Below are 20543 nucleotides of genomic sequence, written 5' to 3' on the forward strand. Positions count from 1 at the left end.
TCGATTCTATTGATCTAAGGAGAAAGGGGCGAATGAATGAGCACGCTGCTTGAAGTGCAAAACTTAAAAACATATTTTTTTCGAAAAAAGGAACCGATACCTGCTGTGGATGGCGTTGATTTCAGCATCAACAGAGGAGAAACTGTCGCATTAGTCGGTGAGTCTGGGTCTGGCAAAAGCATTACGTCCTTATCCATTATGGGTCTGATTCATGGCACGGGCGGGAAAATTATGGACGGTTCCATCAAACTTGATGGAAAGGACCTTGTTACATATAGTGAAAAGGAATTATGCAGCATCCGTGGTAATGATGTATCTATGATCTTTCAGGAACCCATGACCTCACTTAATCCCGTCTTAACCATCGGAGAACAAATAACAGAAATCCTCATCTATCACAAAAAACTTTCAAAAAAAGAAGCGGTCAAAAAAGCGGTTGATCTGCTGAAGCTTGTTGGTTTTTCCCGCCCGGAGCAAATCATGAAAGATTATCCGCATCGTTTATCAGGCGGCATGCGGCAAAGAGTGATGATTGCCATAGCGCTAAGCTGTGATCCGAAGCTTCTCATTGCAGATGAACCGACAACTGCCCTGGATGTGACCATTCAAGCACAGGTACTCACTTTAATGAAAGATTTATGCTCTACCTTTGGTACATCTATTCTTCTTATCACACATGATTTAGGTGTCGTGTCTGAAGTGGCAGATCGAGTGATTGTCATGTACTGCGGACAGGTTGTTGAAAATGGGACTGTCGAAGAGTTGTTTGAACAGCCGCTTCATCCTTACACAGAAGGGCTGCTTGAATCGATTCCTGTCATTGACGGAGACATACAGCCGTTAACAGCCATCAAAGGAAATGTTCCTGCGCCAGATCAGCTTCCAGCCGGCTGCCGCTTTGCTCCTAGATGTCCGCAAGTGAAGGAACGCTGCCTGGGAGAACTGCCTAAGCTGAGAACATTTGAAGATGGCAGAAGCGTCAGATGTTTCTTATATGAGGAGGCAGACCACACATGACACTTGCTCAAAATCAAACACAAATAACAGACTTACCAGAGAAAGAAACGATCCTTGAACTGAAACAGATTCGAAAACATTTTCCGATTAAAGCGGGCGTCTTTCAGAAGAAAGTCGGTGCAGTGAAAGCTGTTGACGGCATAGACTTGAAGATTTATAAAGGTGAAACGTTAGGTATTGTCGGGGAGTCAGGATGCGGGAAATCCACCCTAGGCCGGACAATGATTCGCCTATACGAACCAACCGACGGTCAAATCTTTTTTAAAGGGCAAGACATCACGCGCGTGTCAGAATCAAAGCTAAGACAATCTACACGAAAAAACATCCAAATGGTTTTTCAAGATCCCTTTGCATCACTCAACCCTAGAAAAACACTTCGAAGCATCATCAAAGAACCCTACAAAACACATCACTTATATTCCTTAAAAGAAAGAAATGAAAAAGTAGAACAGCTTTTATCAAAGGTAGGTCTTCATCCAAGCTTTGCAAACCGCTATCCCCATGAATTTTCAGGCGGCCAGAGGCAGCGGATCGGCATCGCTCGTGCGCTTGCCATGAATCCCGACATGATCATCGCAGATGAGCCTGTATCAGCACTTGATGTATCTATTCAGGCGCAGGTTATTAATCTGATGGAGGAGCTTCAGGAGGAATTTGACCTTACCTATCTATTTATCTCTCACGATTTAAGTGTGGTCAGACATATTAGCGATAGAGTCGGCGTCATGTATCTCGGCAAAATGATGGAGCTTGCCGATAAGCACAGTCTGTACGATGAACCGCTCCATCCGTATACACAGGCTCTGCTTTCTTCCGTTCCTGTCACCCGTAAAAAAGGGCAGGTGAAAAGAGAACGCATTATGCTGCAAGGCGATTTGCCGAGTCCTGCAAATCCGCCAAAAGGCTGCGTATTTCATACAAGATGCCCGCATGCGAAAGAAATCTGTAAAGAAAAAGTACCAGCATTTCAGGAGTTAAAAACGAACCACTTTGTTGCCTGCCACCTCTACAACGCTTGATCAAGTGTATGATCTCATCTTTGAGAGGGGGGATGAAACAGGATTCGGTCATTATTTTAAAAAAAGAATAGGGGGAATTGTCTATGAAAGGTAGAAATAGAAAGTCCATTCTGGTCAGTTTACTGCTGATTTTTACATTAATCCTTGCTGCTTGTTCTGGTGGAAATAAAACGTCTGGAGACAGTGAAAAGAAATCCACAGGTAAACCGGTACAAGGCGGCGATCTTGTCATCGGTTCAATTGCAGAGCCAACATTATTTAACTCGCTGTATTCTACAGATGTGGCAAGCTCTGATATTGAGGAAAGAATCTACAGCTTCTTACTTCAAACAGACGGAAAGCTCAACCCTCAGCTATCGCTGGCAGAGGATATTAAAGAATCTGATGACGGCAAGCAGTTTGATGTCACCATTAAAAAAGGTGTGAAGTTTCATGATGGTGAAGAACTGACTGCTGATGATGTTGTGTTTACATACAGCATACCAATCAATAAGGACTACAACGGGGAGCGCGGATCAGGCTTTGAAGTTTTAGAGTCTGTTAAAAAGACAGGGGACTACTCGATCGAATTCAAGCTCAATAAAAAAGATCCTTATTTTTATAATGTCACACTAGGAAGCTACGGTATTTTACCTAAGCATATTTTAGGTGATGTGCCTATAAAAGATCTAGGTGAAAACGAATTTAACCGAAAAAAACCAATCGGTTCAGGTCCATTTAAATTCGCAGAATGGAAAGAAGGAGACTACGTCAAACTAGAAGCCTTTGACGATTATTGGGATGGACGTCCTTACCTTGATACTGTCACCATTAAAACCATTCCTGATCAGAATGCAGCGATTGCCCAGCTGTCAGCAGGAGATATTGATTTCTTTGCTGTACCAGGATCCGAGCTGCAAACAGCTGAAAAAGTGAGCAACATTAAAATCGAATCTGATCTAGGACTCAATTATTCATACATTGGCTGGAACCAGAAAAATGAACTCTTTAAAAGTAAAAAGGTCCGCCAAGCACTGACACATGCCATTGATCGTCAAACGATTGTTGACCAAGTGCTAGATGGAGACGGCAAAGTAGCCAATATTCCAGAAAGTCCGCTGTCCTGGAACTATCCAAAGGATGAAAATGTTCCAGTGTTTGAGTTTGATCAAGAAAAAGCGAAAAAGATGCTGGAAGAAGAGGGCTGGGAGGATACAGATGGAGACGGCTATCTTGATAAAGATGGCAAGAAATTCTCCTTTGTCATAAAGACCAACCAAGGAAATAAAGTTCGTGAAGATATCGCTGTCGTTGTCCAGCAGCAGCTCAAAGAAATCGGTGTGGAAGCGAAGCCGCAAATTGTGGAATTCAGTGCACTCATTGAGCAGACGACACCGCCTAAGTGGGATTATGATGCGCTGCTGCTCGGCTGGAGCCTTGCGACATTCCCTGATCAATTCAGCATATTCCACTCAAGCCAGTCAGAAAAAGGTTTAAATAACATCTGGTATAAAAATAAAGAGGTCGATAAGCTGTTAGTTGATGCTAAAAACTTAAGCGATCGAAAAGATTATTCAAAGGCATATGAAAAAATTTATAAACTGATCGCAGAGGATCAGCCGTATACGTTCCTTTACTATGCTAACTCACATCGTGCTATGCCATCTAATCTCCAAGGCTACTCTTACCACCCGAAAGATGAATATTACAAAATTGAAAAATGGTGGCTTGAACAGTAGGCTGATAGTGAAGAAGGGGGGGATTCTCCCCTTTCACCGTGAGAACAATCCCTTGCATTCGGTGTCAGTTCTCTGCGTGGGTGCTAAAAAGATCACTTCGTTCGCTCCGCATCAGCACGAGAATTCAAGGGTTTTCAGATCACGCTGAAAAGCAGACAAAGGGCTAAAATCCATCATTTTGGCCTTTTTTTTTACAGATTGGCGATCCGATGAAAAAGGAGTTGTGCATATGGTTACATATATCATTAGAAGGACATTACTCTCCATTCCCATTTTATTAGGGATTACCATCTTGTCCTTTGCCATTATGAAAGCAGCACCAGGCGATCCGATGTCACTCATGATGGACCCTACCATTAGTGCGGCAGACCGGGAAGCCTTTATTGATAAGTACGGCTTGAACGATCCTGAATATGTCCAATATATGAAATGGCTTGGCAATATGCTTCAAGGTGACTTTGGCACATCCATTGTCAAAAAGGGAACACCCGTGGCTGATTTGATTTTTGCCCGGCTGCCAAATACCCTCATCCTCATGATCTTTTCTACATTAGTTGCCCTGCTGATCGCAATTCCATTTGGTGTCCTTTCAGCAAAACGTCCATATACAAAGCTTGACTATGGCATTACGGTTACATCTTTTATCGGACTGGCTATTCCAAACTTTTGGTTTGGTCTCATCCTCATTATGGTTTTATCCGTGAATCTGGGTTGGTTTCCAACTGGCGGAGTTTCTACCTTGAATGCCGATTTTAATGTGTTAGACCGGCTCCATCATATCATTTTACCTGCCTTTGTTTTAGCAACGGCTGATATGGCAGGGCTGACCCGATACACAAGGTCGAGTATGCTTGATGTGATGAGGCAGGATTACATTCGCACAGCAAGAGCGAAAGGCTTTAGAGAAAACAAAGTCATTTTTAAGCATGGTTTAAGAAACGGTCTTATGCCTGTCATAACGATTTTCGGATTAATGATACCATCTTTTATTGGCGGCGCAGTCGTGGTGGAACAAATCTTCACCTGGCCTGGACTTGGAAAGCTGTTCATTGATTCTGCCTTTTCGAGAGATTATCCGGTCATTATGGCAATGACCGTTATTTCCGCAGTGCTTGTGGTGGTTGGAAATTTAATAGCGGATATTTTATATGCGATCGTTGATCCGCGTATTGAATATTAGAAGGGAGCTGAAGCACAATGGCACAGCCTAATATGGGAACACCTCCTGTTGATATCAAATTAAAGGAGGGCCTTGCGCCAAAGCCTGAGACGATGCTGCGTTTATTTTGTGAGAAATTTTTCAAAAATAAATTGGCGGTTGCCGGCTCCGTGATCTTATTGGTCATTATCTTTTCAGCCATTTTCGCTCCAGTGATCGCTCCATATGCACCAGAGCATCAAGATTTATTGAAGCGGCTCCAGCCGCCAAGTGCTGAGCATTTTATGGGCACAGACAAGTTTGGCCGTGATATTTTCTCAAGGGTGCTATATGGCGCGCGGGTCTCTTTGTTGGTCGGTTTCGTCTCGGTGGTTGGTGCAATTACTATTGGAACTGTCGTTGGCGCGGTCGCGGGGTATTTCAAAGGGTTTGTTGATTCCTTGTTAATGAGGTTTGTGGATGTCGTCTTGTCGATTCCAGACATTTTTCTATTGATCACGCTCGTCACCATTTTCAAACCGGGCATTGATAAATTGATTTTAATCTTTGCTTTGACAGGCTGGACAACAACCGCCAGGCTCATCCGCAGTGAATTCTTATCACTTCGAACAAGAGAATTCGTCCTCGCGGCAAGAACCATTGGAACGAAAAATCATGTCATCATCTTTTCGCATATTTTACCGAACTGTATCGGTCCTATTATTGTATCAGCTACATTAAAAGTAGGCTCCGTCATTTTAGCTGAATCAACGCTCAGCTACCTTGGATTTGGTATTCAGCCGCCAACAGCAAGCTGGGGCAACATGCTGCAAGATGCACAAAATTTCTCGATTATGGTGCAAGCGTGGTGGTACCCGCTTTTCCCAGGTTTACTCATTTTGCTGACTGTTTTATGCTTTAATTTTTTAGGAGATGGGCTGAGAGATGCGCTTGATCCTAAAAAGCTGAAATAAAGTTTAAAGGGGCTCTGCGGTTCCTGAACGAAAGAAAGACATGAAGCCATCATATACTCACCTTGAAGTTTTGATAAAGTTGGAATAATTTCTCTATCCCTTGCCCATACTGTGGACAACAGTTTTTATAAAGTGAGGGATTGGTTATGTTATTTCTTCATGACGTATGGGTGAATTGGTTTGAAGGGGAAGAAAATGGCTACAATGTGTGTCATTTTCATGAGTGGCGTAAGGAGGACAGCGTTGAACTGTTAGATCAAGTGCCTTTACTTAAGGTGCAGAGTCCTTTGTTTGATTACATAGAGAATGATCTTTCAGAGCTGCCGAAGACACTGCTAGAGTCTGTATTTGAGAAATCCTATATTCGAAAAAATCATGAACGCCGTAAATTAGAGTATTGCTTTGTGGTCACAGACGGCATTCGAATTATTGCTGTAGATACGATTGGGTATTCCATACCTGTGAGAAAAAGCCGCTTGATCCCAAGGCAGGAGCAATTGGTGTATGAAATGGTGAAAGATGTGAAGGCAGAGGAATATGAATTTTCTAAGGACAGCCTTGAATCGACGAAAGAGTATCATATTCTATCACTGCCGCCGCAGCATATCAGCGGATTAACGAGAAAAGAAAGACAGCTGAAACAGCTGATGTTTATGGCGCTCGATCAATTAAAAGGGCTCAAAAACAGGGCGGAGATTGCGTATTGGTATACGGAATGGAACCCGCGCATGTACAACCAAATCAAACGAATGTCTTTCGAAGAGATTTGGAACATGCTTTACAATGAAACGATTGATGGGTGGTCAGAGAATCATTTAGCCTTCTGTGAAAAAATGATTAAAGGACAGCCTTTTTTCGAAAAGCTTTGGGAAATGGAAAACGAATCAAAAGTAAATTAGAAAAAGCTTGCAGCGAGTCGTGCTGCAAGCTTTTTTTATTTACGTTTTCTGCCAAGACCCATCGCATTCTCCATTTTTTTCAGCATTTTGTTTGCTGCGCGGTTTGCTTTTTCAGCACCTTCGTCTAGAATGCGGTCAAGCTCGTCTGATTCAATGAGTTCATAGTATCGATCTTGAATTGGTTTTAAAGCATCAACGACAACGTTCGCAAGATCTCCTTTAAACTCACCATATCCTTTGCCTTCGTACTTTTGCTCCAGCTCTGCAATGGATATGTTGCCTAATACAGAATAAATCGTCAGCAAGTTGGCTATACCAGGCTTGTTCTCTTTGTCATACTTGACGATGCCTTCTGAATCCGTCACAGCACTTTTAATTTTCTTTTCAAGCTGCTTTGGTTCATCTAATAAGGTAATGAAAGATTTTTGGTTCGGATCGGATTTGCTCATTTTTTTCGTTGGATCTGTTAAAGACATAATCCGTGCGCCTTCTTTTGGAATTTTCACTTCAGGCACAGTGAAGATGTCATTGTACTTTCGGTTAAAGCGTTCAGCGAGCGTTCTAGTCAATTCAAGATGCTGCTTTTGGTCTTCTCCAACAGGGACTAAATCAGTACCATATAATAAGATATCGCCAGCCATTAATGGGGGATACGTTAATAGGCCTGAAACAACTGCTTCTTTGCCAGCGGATTTGTCCTTAAATTGGGTCATTCTTTCTAATTCCCCAATATAAGCAACACATTGAAGCATCCATCCTGCCTGGGCGTGAGCAGGTACCTCTGATTGGATAAACAATGTCGCTTTCTCTGGATCAAGACCAACAGCTAAATAAAGAGCTGCTAAGCTTCTAATATTTTGGCGGAGAGCTAATCGGTCCTGACTCACTGTAATCGCATGTTGATCGACGACACAAAAATAGCCATTATAGTCATGCTGCAAATCGACAAATTGCTTCATTGCTCCAATATAGTTCCCTAATGTGACAGAACCGCTCGGCTGAATGCCTGAAAAAATTGTCTTCTTTGTCATACTAAAACCTCTTTTCTTCAATATAAAAAGGCCCACCCATCACTTTTCGACAGAAAAGGGACGAATGAACCGTGGTACCACCCTTGTTATTTCACATAGAAATCACTCAAGACGTTGATAACGGAGACTGCTCCGTCTAAGCCTACTCACTTTTTTAGAAGTGTTCGGTTAGCTGCTCCAAAGCCCATTCCATACATGCCATTATCTGCTCACACCGGCCGCAGACTCTCTGTAAATGGTGAATATATGTACTCTTCTTTTTCATCGCAACAATATGTCTATCTATTATAAAGGATGACCATGAAAAAGTCACGAAGCCATTATGTGACCTTCTCATCATGCCTATTGACACTTAAAATTTTAGATAAAATACCAAATATCTGTCAGAATTTTTTAAAAAAGGATGATTAATTATATGTATAAAACATTATTCCTGCTGAATTTGTTAAATTATTTTAATCAATTTACGCTTTAATTTGTTGAAGTGATTGAGACTTTAGTTTATAAAAATCCCTCTTTATCCCCATTTACGTTTTTAAAAAATATATGAAATTGATATTGCAATAAATTATTCTATTCATTATAATGAATTTGTTCACACGTTTGTGCTAGGCTCTTTACATAGTGAAAATTCAGAAAAAACAAAAGAAATAGAAAGTAAGCTATTTAGGGACTTTTTTACGCTATTTCTTAAATCTGAATCTCATCTTCTATCGAGACCTTTGAACTAAAAACATATTATAAGGGGGAATACAGTTGAAAAAGCGTTGGTCTGTTGTTACTTTAATGCTTATTTTCACACTTGTATTAAGCGCTTGTGGTTTCAGCGGAAACAAATCAGGCGACAGCACGAGCAGTTCTGGAGAGGCTAAAACAACATTAAATGTGAATATCTCCACTGAGCCTTTTTCTCTACATCCGGGATTGGCAAATGATTCAACTTCAGGTAGTGTCATCCGTCAGACTTTTGAGGGATTAACAAGAATTAACGCTGAAGGAAAGCCAGAAAATGCAATGGCTTCTGATATCAAAACAAGTGCTGATGGTAAAACTTATACATTCACACTTCGTGATGCAAAATGGTCTAATGGTGACCCTGTAAAAGCAGAAGATTTTGAATATGCTTGGAAATGGGCATTAGATCCTAAAAATGAATCTCAATATGCTTACCAGCTTTACTATATTAAAGGTGCTGAAGCAGCAAACAAAGGGAAAGCGAAAGTTGCTGATGTTGGCATTAAAGCTAAAGACGACAAAACGCTTGTAGTTGAGCTAGAGAACCCAACACCGTTCTTTACTGAACTAACTGCATTCTATACTTATATGCCAGTCAACAAAAAAGTGGCTGAAAAGAATAAAAACTGGTACACAAATGCTGGTGAAAACTACGTATCTAACGGACCATTCGTTCTTTCTAAATGGAAACATGGCGGTTCTATCACGCTTGAAAAGAACAATGAATACTGGGATAAAGATACTGTGAAATTGAAAAAAATCAACATGTCTATGATCAAAGATACAAACACTGAACTTAGCATGTTCAAAAAAGGCGAGCTTGACTGGGCTGGTTCTCCGACTGGAAGCCTTCCAACTGAGTCTTTAAAAACATTGAAAAAAGAGGGCGGTCTGAAAATCCAGACGATCGCTGGTATCTATAACTACAAATTCAACACAGAAGTAAAACCTTTAAACAATGCAAACATCCGTAAGGCCCTTGCATACTCAATCAACCGTCAAGCGATCGTTGACAAAATTACGCAAGGTGAACAAGTTCCAGCAATGGCAATCGTTCCACCAACAATGGAAGGATTCACAGATAACAAAACTGGCTACTTCAAAGATCACGATGTAGATACAGCTAAAAAGCTTCTTGAAAAAGGTGCGAAAGAATTAGGTTATAAGTCTGTTTCTGATCTTCCAACATTGAAACTTTCTTACAACACAGATGAAGGCCACCAAAAGATTGCACAAGCAATTCAAGAAATGTGGAAAAAAGATTTAGGTGTGAAAGTTGAACTTGATAACTCTGAGTGGAACGTATACATCGACAAAATCCACAGCGGAGACTACCAAATCGGACGTATGGGCTGGTTAGGTGACTTCAACGATCCAGTGAACTTCCTTGAGCTTTACAAAGATAAAGACGGTGGAAACAACGACACTGGATGGGAAAGCAAAGAGTACAAACAATTGTTGAATGATTCTGCAAAAGAAACAGATAAAACGAAGCGTGAAGAAATGCTGAAAAAAGCAGAAGAAATCATCATCAACGATATGCCTGTAGCACCAATTTACTTCTACACTCAGCTTTGGGTACAAGATCCAAAACTTAAAGGTGTAGTTGTATCTGGACTAGGTGATGTTCAATACAAATGGGCACATTTCGAAAAGTAAGAGTCATAGTGTAAGAGATCTACGGCAAGGATCTTAAGGTATATGGAGGATGTCTCTCCATATACCTTTCTTGCTGATTAGAGAAATTGTTGTAAAATCATGGAGGTGCAATTCCGTTGCTTAAATATATCGGTAAGCGATTAATATATATTTTAATCACACTGTTTGTTATTGTAACTGCAACTTTCTTTCTCATGCAGGCAGCACCTGGTGGTCCATTCTCTGGAGAGAAGAAACTTCCTGCTGAAATTGAAGCAAACCTAAACGAGCACTACGGATTGGACAAGCCCTTATTTGTTCAATATGTAAACTACCTAGGTTCAGTTGCAACATTAGATTTTGGTCCCTCATTTAAATATAAAGGACAAACTGTAAATGACTTAATCAGTTCTGGATTCCCCGTTTCCTTTACCCTCGGAATTGAGGCAATTCTCCTCGCATTAGCATTTGGTGTATTGTTTGGGGTCCTTGCAGCGCTCTATCATAACAAGTGGCAAGACTATACGATTGCCATTTTAACGATCTTTGGAATTTCAGTTCCAAGTTTCATTTTAGCGGCGCTACTACAATATGTATTTGCATCTGAGGCAAGTATTATAGCGATCTTCCCAGTTGCAGGATGGGAGTCTTGGGCAAGCACCGTACTACCTTCTATTGCACTTTCCTTCATGCCAATGGCATTTATCGCTAGACTTGCACGGTCAAGTATGCTTGAAGTACTAAATAGTGACTACATTAGAACGGCTAGAGCGAAAGGATTAACAAAATCTGCTGTGACGATCAAACACGCCATCCGAAACGCATTGTTACCTGTTATCACATACATGGGACCAATGGCTGCTTCAGTTTTAACAGGTAGTTTTGTCGTTGAGAAGATTTTTGGTATCCCTGGATTAGGCTCTCACTTTGTCACAAGCATTACAAACCGTGATTACACCGTCATCATGGGTGTTACAGTCTTCTACAGTATTATTCTATTAATCAGTATTCTAGTCGTTGACGTCCTCTACGGTATTATCGATCCTAGAATTAAACTGACGAAGGCGAAGAAAGGGGTCTAACACATGGAAGAGATGAGAAAAGATTTATTTGTGCCTGCGACAGCTGACGCAGCAGAATCTGAAAAAATTTCTAAACCTAGTCTATCTTTATGGAAGGATGCCATGCTTCGCTTCCGTGCCAATAAACTTGCAATGGTTGGACTTACAATCATTTTTATTATTGTGATGCTGGCCATCTTTGTTCCGATGTTTTCTAAATATGATTACTCCACGACCGATTTGCTGAATGCTGACCAGCCGCCTTCAAAAGAGCACTGGTTTGGTACAGATGATTTAGGACGTGACATGTTTGTCCGTACATGGGTCGGGGCAAGAATTTCGATCTTCATCGGTCTTGCTGCAGCGGTTCTTGACGTGATCATCGGTATTATCTGGGGAAGTATTGCTGCGTTCAAAGGCGGCCGTACAGATGAAGTGATGATGCGTATCGCAGACGTTTTATGGGCAATTCCAACACTATTAATGGTTATCTTAATGATGGTTGTTCTGCCAAAAGGATTATTAACGATTATCCTCGCCATGACAGTCGTAGGCTGGATTAACATGGCACGTATTGTTCGGGGACAGGTTTTACAATTAAAGAGTCAAGAATACGTTCTTGCAGCACAAACATTAGGTGCGAAAACATCTAGACTTTTATTTAAACACTTAATTCCAAACTCAATGGGACCAATTCTTGTGACAATGACATTAACGATTCCTTCTGCTATCTTCACAGAGGCATTCCTAAGCTACCTAGGGCTTGGTGTACCGGCTCCGTTAGCGAGCTGGGGAACAATGGCGTCTGACGGAATTCCAGCCATGACGTACTACCCTTGGAGATTATGGTTCCCAGCCGCATTTATCTGTATTACAATGTTTGGTTTTAACGTGGTTGGAGACGGACTAAGAGACGCTTTAGATCCGAAGTTGCGTAAATAAGGAGTGATTAGGATGGAACGTGAACGTATTCTAGAGGTGAAAGACCTTGCAATCTCATTTAAAACATATGGTGGAGAGGTTCAAGCCATTCGTGGTGTGAACTTCCACTTAAATAAAGGCGAGACACTTGCTATTGTAGGTGAATCTGGCTCTGGTAAAAGTGTAACATCACAAGCGATCATGAGATTAATTCCGATGCCGCCGGGTTATTTCAAGCGCGGACAGATCCTGTTTGATGGCCAAGATATTGTCAAGAAAACTGAGAAACAAATGCAAACCATTCGAGGAAAAGATATCTCAATGATCTTCCAAGATCCGATGACATCTTTGAATCCAACGATGAAAGTCGGGAAACAAATTACAGAAGTGCTGTTCAAGCATGAACAAATTTCAAAAGAAGCGGCTGAAAAAAGAGCCATTGAACTATTGGAGCTCGTTGGAATTCCAATGCCTGAAAAAAGAATTAAACAATATCCGCACGAATTTAGTGGCGGGATGAGACAAAGGGTTGTCATCGCCATGGCGCTTGCAGCAGATCCAAAGCTGCTGATTGCCGATGAGCCAACGACTGCACTTGATGTAACAATTCAAGCACAAATTTTAGAATTAATGAAAGAAATTCAGCAAAAGGTTGACACTTCGATTATCTTTATTACGCATGATCTAGGTGTTGTTGCCAACGTCGCTGATCGTGTAGCTGTTATGTATGCAGGACAGATTGTGGAGACAGGGACTGTCGATGAAATTTTCTACAATCCTAAGCATCCGTATACATGGGGACTTTTAGCATCCATGCCGAGTCTTGACACAGATGGCGGAGATGAAGGAAAGCTGACTGCCATTCCAGGAACACCGCCAGATCTGACAAACCCGCCGAAAGGAGATGCATTTGCACTCCGCAGCGATTATGCAATGAAAATTGACTTTGAACAAGAACCGCCAATGTTCAAAGTATCAGATACGCATTATGTGAAATCATGGCTACTTCATCCGAATGCACCTAAAGTTGAACCGCCTGCTTCTGTAAAGGCGAGAATGCGTGAACTAGAAGGTAGCTACGAAAAACCTGTATTAGTAAAAGAGGGTGAATAGCATGGCAGAAAAACTGTTAGAAATCAAAAATTTGAAACAGCATTTCCATACAGCAAGAGGAACTGTGAAAGCAGTTGATGGGGTTTCATTTGATATTTACAAAGGTGAAACGCTTGGTCTTGTAGGTGAGTCTGGTTGTGGTAAATCCACTACGGGCCGTTCGATCATTAGACTTTATGATGCGACAGATGGTGAAGTTCTTTATAAGGGTGAAAATGTACACGGGAAGAAATCAAGACAAAAAATGCTTGAGTTCAACCGTCAAATGCAGATGATCTTCCAAGATCCATATGCTTCACTCAACCCTAGAATGACAGTGCTTGACATCATTGCAGAGGGCATCGACATTCATGGCCTTGCAAAAACAAAACAGGCGCGTAAAGAGCGTGTGTACCAATTACTTGAAACTGTTGGCTTGAACAAAGAGCACGCGAACAGATACCCGCATGAATTCTCAGGCGGTCAAAGACAGCGTATCGGAATTGCACGTGCATTAGCAGTAGAGCCGGATTTCATCATCGCCGATGAACCAATCTCTGCATTAGACGTGTCGATCCAAGCGCAGGTCGTCAATTTATTGAAAGAGCTTCAAGAGGAAAAAGGTTTAACGTACTTATTCATTGCCCATGACTTGTCCATGGTAAAATACATCAGCGATCGTATCGGCGTGATGTATTTCGGAAAATTGGTTGAACTGGCACCAGCGAATGAATTATACGAAAACCCGCTTCATCCATATACAAAATCATTGCTGTCTGCGATTCCGCTTCCAGATCCTGATTATGAGCGTAACCGCAAACGAATCAAGTATGATCCATCTGTTCACAAAGGAACAAACACCGAGTTCCGTGAAGTGAAGCCAGGTCACTTTGTGAGCTGCACAGAGGAAGAATTCAAAGAGCTACAGGCGAAACAATCATAAGAAGGAAGAAGCACTGCTAAGTCAGTGCTTCTTTTTTTATTTTACAAAAAAACAAGATGATGGTAATTTTTAGTTAAGTACAAGCAGATACCGGAGGAAATCAAATGTTAAATTGGAAAACCTTTCGTTATTCATTGCTTCATGTACTCATTGTATTCATGCTTTTTTCAACGTCTTTTTTCAGGAAACCAAACGGAGGAAAGTGGATGCTCGCGTTTATGGTGCTCATTGGGATTGTGTCTTTTTCAGTGGAATATATGCTTAACCGAAAGACAAGCGGTCAGAAGCAAGAAGCACGGCGTGTAAAATATCTTTATTTCATCATGCTTCAAATTGTCATGACACTTATCCTGTTTGTCTGCATTCAACTCGTCATGAATCGTTCGTTATAAAACTTTTTTTGCGTTAATTGAAAAAAAGTGAAACTACTTTAGACTTTGCTGCGTCTTACTAGTACAGGCGTTTAAATAGCAGGAAATCGGGAATATCTAAGGAAGTGGTTCTTAACTATAGCATAAGGAGCAGATCCATGAATTGGTATGAAAAGCTCAGTGAATATTTCCCGATAGAAGAAATGAAGTCAAAAGAGCATATGGAAGCTTTATTAAAGGAAAGAAGTGATATTTATCATAAGGAGGAAGGACCTCATCATGTGATGATGTACGCCGAATTTGATTCTTTCATCTTTATTGATTATTTATTTGTTTCCAAAGATGCAAGAGGTGAAGGCCTCGGGTCAAAGCTTATTCATAAGCTGAAGGAAAAAAAGAAACCGATCTTGCTTGAGGTCGAGCCTGTAGATGAAGATGATGCAGATACTGCAAAACGCCTAAAGTTTTACCAAAGAGAGCACTTCAAGCATGCAGAATCAATCGGTTATAAACGCAGGTCACTTGCAACAAATGAAGTGAACCGCATGGAAATTCTTTATTGGTCGCCTCTTACAAATCATGAGGAAGAGATCATGGAAGCCATGAGGAAGACCTATGAACGAATCCATACGTATAAAGATGAAGAATGGTATGGACAATCGTATGAGGATGTTGATGATGTATTGAAGATCATTGAAAATAGAAAGCAAAAAAATATTTTCGATCATCTCGACTAAATGAGAATGTTCTGACATCCAGCAGCACCACAAAATGAATGAAATTGTCTAGTTTTTGTCACAAAAATTGCAAGAAAATCTGTTCACACTTACTTTTTTATAGTATAATCACTATAAAGATTACTTATTTAGAACAATTTTAATTTAAGAATACAGATCAATATTCATTCTACAAATTGAGGAGTGAAGATTTATGGTAACATTATACACATCACCAAGCTGTACATCATGTAGAAAAGCAAGAGCGTGGTTAGAAGAGCACAATATCCCATATCAAGAGAGAAACATTTTTTCTGAGCCTCTTTCAATCGATGAAATCAAAGAAATTCTTCGAATGACAGAAGACGGTACAGACGAAATTATCTCAACACGTTCAAAAGTATTCCAAAAACTAAATGTCAATGTTGAGACAATGCCGCTTCAACAATTGTATAAACTAATCAATGAGCATCCAGGTCTTTTGCGTCGTCCAATTATCTTGGATGAAAAAAGATTACAAGTTGGGTACAATGAAGATGAAATTAGACGTTTCTTACCAAGAACGGTTCGTACATTCCAACTAAGAGAAGCTCAGCGACTTGCTAACTAATAAAAATACGAAAAGCTGCCGATCATTTGGCAGCTTTTTTTATTTGTTTTCAGCCGTTTGTTCGTAAAAGAGGCTTGCTAATATGACTGTAATGACGGTTAAAAACGGTAGCATCAATTCAAGCGTGGCATGCTGTGACATAAATTCAGTCAATTTCACATCACGCACAATCATTTCTCCGCCAGTAAAGGCCAAAAGCGCACTTCCTCCGTATAAAAGAAACGGAAATTTAGTTAAAGCTGCATGAATCAGCTTGCTTCCCCAAATAATAATCGGTACAGAAATCATGAGGCCAAAAGCGGTCAGAATCATGTTGCCTTTTGCCGCACCTGCAACTGCGATGACATTATCAAGTGACATAAAGAGGTCTGCAATCACAATGGTTTGAACCGCACGCCAAAGGGAGCCGCTGCTCTTAATCCGAATCGATTCCTTTTTTTGTTCAATTAACAGATTGTATCCTATATAAAGGAGAAAAAGACCGCCAATAAACTGCAAATAAGGGATAGTCAATAAATAAACTGCGGCACCAGTCATTGTAATTCTCATCAGAACGGCCAAAAGAGTGCCGATCCAAATGGCTTTATTGCGTTTGTCTTGTGATAAACTGCGACTGGCCATCGCAATGATGAGCGCATTATCTCCGCCTAAAATCAGGTCTATGCCAATAATCATCAGTAAGGATACGATCCACTCTGTTTCCATCCATTTCACCTCTTGTCCTAATAGAGCTCGTACAACCAATATATGAAGACAATTCAAATATATGTTTCTGCAAGTTTTCTCTGCAAAAAATGCGTTTTTATTTCTTTTATTCATGTTTTATCATAAAATAGACAATACGAAGCAATACCTCAATTCTTTAAACGGTTAACATGTAGACGGAACGGGTAAAGTGTAGTAAAGTACTATTAATTGGGAGCTTGTATGTCCCTTCAACATCTTATATAGAAGGGAAGGTTGGCAAAATGGAAATCGAAAGAATAAATGAACATACAGTAAAATTTTATATTTCCTACGGTGATATTGAAGATCGCGGATTTGACCGTGAAGAGATTTGGTATAATCGTGAGCGCAGTGAAGAGCTGTTTTGGGAAGTAATGGACGAAGTGCACGAAGAAGAAGAATTTGCAGTAGAGGGGCCGCTTTGGATTCAAGTACAGGCACTTGATAAAGGTCTTGAAATTGTCGTGACAAAAGCCCAACTTTCTAAAGATGGACAAAAGCTCGAATTGCCGATTCCAGAAGATAAAAAAGATCAAACAGATGAAGAAAGCTTAGACGCACTGCTTGATGATTTTCATAAAGAAGAGCAAGATCAAGAAGACCATAATGAGAAGGACAAAAAACTTCAACTTCAATTCGTGTTGAAAATGGATGACTTTGAAGATTTGATTGCACTTTCTCAATTAAATATGCAGGATTTTACCACAAGTTTATATTCGTTTGAAAACCGTTATTATCTATATGTTGACTTCCACGAGGATTTGTCAGATGAGCAAGTGGAAAATAAGCTCAGCATTTTGCTTGAATATGCTCATGAATCAGTGGTCAGCATCTACAGACTGAAAGAATACGGTCAGCTGATTATCGAAGGGAATGCCCTTGAAACGATTCAACAGCACTTCTCGTAACTAACAAAAAGTCGATTTCTATAGAGGAATCGGCTTTTTTATCTGAATGAATAGGTAAATAAAGAGATCGGCAAGGAGAAAAATGAAATGAGAAATGTAGTCAAAGTTCTATTTTTTCTAATCATTACGATAGGTGCTTATTTAATCATCCAATTGATTGTCGGTGATTTAGCGGTAAGTGTATTAAGTTCTGTCAGTGTTCTATTTACTTTATCGATTATTTTCATCGGATTTGTTATTTTCTTGGAGAACCGGAATCCGTCTCAAACGATTACATGGCTTGTCCTGCTTGGCAGCTTTCCGTTATTCGGCTTTTTGTTCTACATTTTCTTTGGACGCAATATTAAAAAGCGCCGACTGTTTGAAAAGAAGGCGGTATTGGACGAGAAGTTAATCCAGGAAGATGAAAATATCCATAGAGAAGCAATTGAAAAAATGACGCATATGGGTGATCATCAGCAGCTCTTATTTAAGCTGGCCCACAGACTTGGACATACTCCTATTACATATCGCACGTCCTCTAAAGTCTTAACCAATGGTGAAGAAACATTCTCTCATATTTTTGAAGAGATTAAAAAAGCAACACATCACATTCATTTAGAATATTACATTCTCCGCCACGATGACCTTGGCCAAGAATTAAAGGACATTCTCATTGAAAAAGCGAAAAATGGCGTGATTGTCCGCTTTTTATATGACGATGTAGGAAGCTTAAAACTTTCTCGTCAATATATTGCTGACCTAGAAAAGGCTGGCGTTCAGATCGTTCCGTTTTTACCAGTAAGGCTCCCCCTTTTAAATAATAAAATCAACTTCCGAAATCATAGAAAAATTGTCGTAATTGATGGGGAAGTGGGATTTGTCGGCGGGCTTAACATTGGAGACGAATACATGGGCAGAAGCAGACAATATGGATTCTGGCGTGATACTCATTTGATGATTAAGGGCGAAGCTGTTCGTGACCTCCAGCAGATTTTCATGCAGGATTGGTATTATATGACGAATGAAAGATGCTCTGGTGTGGACTATTTCAAAGATTTCAGCCACCTTGAGAGTACAACAGAAGGCGTACAAATGATTGCTGGCGGGCCTGACAAGCAGTGGGAGGTCATTAAAAATCTCTTTTTCTCCATGATCATCTCCGCCAAAAAATCCATCTGGATCGCTTCACCGTATTTTGTGCCGGATGATGATATTTTGTCCGCATTGAAAATTGCCGCATTGAGCGGAGTAGATGTACGGATTATTGCTCCAAAGAATCCAGATAAACGGATTGTTTTCCATGCGTCTCGTTCTTACTTCCCGGAGCTTCTTGACGCAGGGGCAAAGGTGTACGAGTATGATCAAGGCTTTATGCATAGTAAATTTATTATTGTGGATAGCGAGTTGGCTTCGATAGGAACGGCAAACATGGATATGAGAAGCTTTCATTTGAACTTTGAAGTGAATGCCTTCCTCTATAAAACAAAAAGCACCGAGAAGCTCGTCAACGATTTCTTAGGTGATTTAGAGCAGTCACATGAAATTGTTCCTGAAGAGTTTGCAAAGAGACCTTTGGGGGTCAGACTGTTTGAATCAACAGCAAGATTATTATCACCACTTTTATAAAGATTGTATTTTCCCCCTTTTCTATAAGGGGGATTTTTAATTTTCCTGAAGAGATGATCATTAAAATCATCTTTTGACACGGTAAAAATTCATTTTGCCTTTTCGCTTCCTTATAGACGAACAAGCTATAATACGGTCATCAAAGAGCGAGGGGCGAACTGAATGAATACAGCAATGATGGATAACGGTAAGCTTATCCGAATGACACATCATTTATCGAAAAGCCGTCTGGAGCATGTAAGAAAGACGTGCAAATTTTATTGTCCTGAGTGCAGGGAGGAGGTGCAATTAAAGCTAGGGGAGCATCGTGTCTATCATTTTGCGCATAAACAGCTGACAGCATGTCCGTTAGCCTCAGGCGAAACGGCTTATCATCAGGCGGGAAAGGAAGCTATTATGAATTGGCTGAAGGGGCTTGGACATAAACCGGCGCTGGAAAAGTATATGTCAAAGATTCATCAGCGTCCTGATGTGACCGTCTCTATAGGAAATGAAACTTATGCAATCGAATTTCAATGTGCAAATATTTCCCGGCAAGAGCTTCGCAGAAGAACTGCAGGTCTCCGCGAGGGAGGGCTCTTTCCCATATGGATGATAGGGGCAAATCGTTTAAACCGAAAATCTGCCCAGCTTTTTTCTTTCTCCTCCATTCATTGGGGAATTTTAAGGGAATCAGAGGAAAGGCGGTTGATTTTTTTCTGCCCGATCCAGAATAGGTTCATCCATCTCGATCAATTCCTTGTGTTTCAATCAACGAAAATATGTGCGGCAATAACTGTCAGACCACCTTCAGCATACCGCGAAATTCCGGCATTTCTATCTCCGCCTTCAAGCAAGCGTCAAGTAAACCAACAATGGATTAAATGTATACAGCAATTTAGGTTGCGTCCTCCTCGCATTTTATCAAATGAAAGCAAACGTTTGAGAAGTATTTTTTATGAGCATCATCAAACAGCATTCCCTTTTTTGCCAACTGAATTATTTATTCCAGTGCAAGAAGCGTATATTTTTACAAGTCCCGTGTATGTTTGGCAGGGGTGTCTCTATGATTGGATGATGAGGAAAAAAGGAAGCGGAAGAGTGACAATTCAGCAGCTAATGATGGAAATCAATCGATGTGTGCAAATGAAAGAAGTGAAACTCCGATATGGCGATGTTTCAAGAGAAGAAATAAAAGAGGTGGTCACTGCATATGTAAATGCGCTTGTAAGACAAGGGTTTTTACATATGACGAAAGAGGGTAATTATGAAGTATCGTCGAATCAAATGCCTATACGAACACTAGATGAAGTGTTAAAACGAGATGCTTTCATATTTCATTAGCATGTTTCATCACCACTTTGATCATGATAAGAAAAAGGTGGTGCTGCTATTGAATCAAAAGAAACGCTTTTTTCTCATTTTTTTAGTCTGTTTGG

The 20543-nt window shown here is 40.5% G+C and carries 19 protein-coding genes and 1 other annotated feature; of the genes, 17 read left to right on the top strand and 2 right to left on the bottom strand.

The features are described 5' to 3' along the window. Positions 1 to 36 precede the first annotated feature (36 nt). The 6 genes from NSU11_RS05665 (at position 37) to NSU11_RS05690 (ending at position 6765) form a co-directional block, all read left to right on the top strand. On the top strand, positions 37 to 1017 hold the full coding sequence (locus tag NSU11_RS05665; protein ID WP_025093401.1) for an ABC transporter ATP-binding protein: 981 nt from the start codon (positions 37 to 39) through the stop codon (positions 1015 to 1017). Beyond that, positions 1014 to 2036 carry a dipeptide ABC transporter ATP-binding protein gene (locus NSU11_RS05670; protein ID WP_024426487.1) on the top strand — a complete coding sequence of 341 codons (1023 nt, stop codon included), beginning with the start codon at positions 1014 to 1016 and terminating at the stop codon, positions 2034 to 2036. The genes NSU11_RS05665 and NSU11_RS05670 overlap by 4 nt, the downstream gene beginning before the upstream one ends. Positions 2037 to 2119: 83 nt before the next feature. Continuing rightward, on the top strand, positions 2120 to 3754 hold the full coding sequence (locus NSU11_RS05675; RefSeq protein ID WP_342493842.1) for a peptide-binding protein: 1635 nt from the start codon (positions 2120 to 2122) through the stop codon (positions 3752 to 3754). Positions 3755 to 3983: 229 nt separating this feature from the next. Continuing rightward, positions 3984 to 4934, top strand: a complete 951-nt coding sequence (locus tag NSU11_RS05680; RefSeq protein ID WP_024426486.1) for an ABC transporter permease — start codon at positions 3984 to 3986, stop codon at positions 4932 to 4934. A 17-nt stretch (positions 4935 to 4951) separates the two neighbouring features. Then, on the top strand, positions 4952 to 5866 hold the full coding sequence (gene opp4C / locus NSU11_RS05685) for an oligopeptide ABC transporter permease (RefSeq protein ID WP_342493843.1): 915 nt from the start codon (positions 4952 to 4954) through the stop codon (positions 5864 to 5866). 146 nt (positions 5867 to 6012) lie between these two features. After that, positions 6013 to 6765: a YjbA family protein gene (locus NSU11_RS05690; protein ID WP_024426484.1), complete on the top strand. Its 753-nt coding sequence runs from the start codon at positions 6013 to 6015 to the stop codon at positions 6763 to 6765. Between the two features lie 35 nt (positions 6766 to 6800). Here NSU11_RS05690 and trpS read toward each other — a convergent pair whose 3' ends face one another. Then, positions 6801 to 7796 (bottom strand): tryptophan--tRNA ligase, encoded by a 996-nt coding sequence (gene trpS / locus NSU11_RS05695; RefSeq protein ID WP_024425046.1) that lies wholly within the window; start codon positions 7794 to 7796, stop codon positions 6801 to 6803. A 53-nt stretch (positions 7797 to 7849) separates the two neighbouring features. Beyond that, positions 7850 to 8070 (bottom strand) — a binding site (T-box leader). A gap of 482 nt (positions 8071 to 8552) precedes the next feature. Here trpS and NSU11_RS05700 point away from each other — a divergent pair. The 8 genes from NSU11_RS05700 to spxA all read left to right on the top strand — a co-directional run bounded on the left by NSU11_RS05700 (position 8553) and on the right by spxA (position 15883). Next, complete coding sequence (locus NSU11_RS05700) at positions 8553 to 10190, top strand: peptide ABC transporter substrate-binding protein (protein ID WP_024425045.1); 1638 nt, start codon at positions 8553 to 8555, stop codon at positions 10188 to 10190. 116 nt (positions 10191 to 10306) lie between these two features. After that, positions 10307 to 11251, top strand: a complete 945-nt coding sequence (locus tag NSU11_RS05705; RefSeq protein WP_024425044.1) for an ABC transporter permease — start codon at positions 10307 to 10309, stop codon at positions 11249 to 11251. Positions 11252 to 11254: 3 nt separating this feature from the next. Further along, the gene (locus NSU11_RS05710; protein WP_024425043.1) at positions 11255 to 12172 is read left to right on the top strand and encodes an ABC transporter permease; all 918 of its coding nucleotides are present in this window, start codon (positions 11255 to 11257) and stop codon (positions 12170 to 12172) included. 3 nt (positions 12173 to 12175) lie between these two features. After that, on the top strand, positions 12176 to 13264 hold the full coding sequence (locus NSU11_RS05715) for an ABC transporter ATP-binding protein (RefSeq protein WP_087975602.1): 1089 nt from the start codon (positions 12176 to 12178) through the stop codon (positions 13262 to 13264). A 1-nt stretch (position 13265) separates the two neighbouring features. After that, positions 13266 to 14186, top strand: coding sequence for an ATP-binding cassette domain-containing protein (locus NSU11_RS05720; protein WP_024425041.1), 921 nt, complete (start codon positions 13266 to 13268; stop codon positions 14184 to 14186). A 104-nt stretch (positions 14187 to 14290) separates the two neighbouring features. Further along, positions 14291 to 14578: a hypothetical protein gene (locus NSU11_RS05725; protein ID WP_149125764.1), complete on the top strand. Its 288-nt coding sequence runs from the start codon at positions 14291 to 14293 to the stop codon at positions 14576 to 14578. A gap of 137 nt (positions 14579 to 14715) precedes the next feature. Next, positions 14716 to 15294, top strand: a complete 579-nt coding sequence (locus NSU11_RS05730; protein ID WP_024425040.1) for a GNAT family N-acetyltransferase — start codon at positions 14716 to 14718, stop codon at positions 15292 to 15294. 193 nt (positions 15295 to 15487) lie between these two features. Then, positions 15488 to 15883, top strand: a complete 396-nt coding sequence (gene spxA, locus NSU11_RS05735; RefSeq protein WP_003211421.1) for a transcriptional regulator SpxA — start codon at positions 15488 to 15490, stop codon at positions 15881 to 15883. A gap of 39 nt (positions 15884 to 15922) precedes the next feature. Here spxA and NSU11_RS05740 read toward each other — a convergent pair whose 3' ends face one another. Further along, on the bottom strand, positions 15923 to 16588 hold the full coding sequence (locus tag NSU11_RS05740; protein ID WP_149125763.1) for a TerC family protein: 666 nt from the start codon (positions 16586 to 16588) through the stop codon (positions 15923 to 15925). A 263-nt stretch (positions 16589 to 16851) separates the two neighbouring features. On the opposite strand from NSU11_RS05740, the gene mecA reads away from it, so the two are divergent. The 3 genes from mecA (at position 16852) to NSU11_RS05755 (ending at position 20448) form a co-directional block, all read left to right on the top strand. Further along, entirely contained in the window at positions 16852 to 17517 is a 666-nt protein-coding gene (mecA, locus tag NSU11_RS05745; RefSeq protein WP_024425038.1) for an adaptor protein MecA, read from the top strand. An 87-nt stretch (positions 17518 to 17604) separates the two neighbouring features. Then, positions 17605 to 19125 (top strand): cardiolipin synthase, encoded by a 1521-nt coding sequence (cls, locus tag NSU11_RS05750; protein ID WP_044334757.1) that lies wholly within the window; start codon positions 17605 to 17607, stop codon positions 19123 to 19125. A 162-nt stretch (positions 19126 to 19287) separates the two neighbouring features. Next, positions 19288 to 20448, top strand: coding sequence for a competence protein CoiA family protein (locus NSU11_RS05755; protein ID WP_149125762.1), 1161 nt, complete (start codon positions 19288 to 19290; stop codon positions 20446 to 20448). Positions 20449 to 20543 lie beyond the last annotated feature (95 nt).

Origin of the sequence: Bacillus sp. FSL R5-0712 (genome assembly GCF_038593285.1) — a bacterium.
GTDB lineage: Bacteria > Bacillota > Bacilli > Bacillales > Bacillaceae > Bacillus > Bacillus safensis.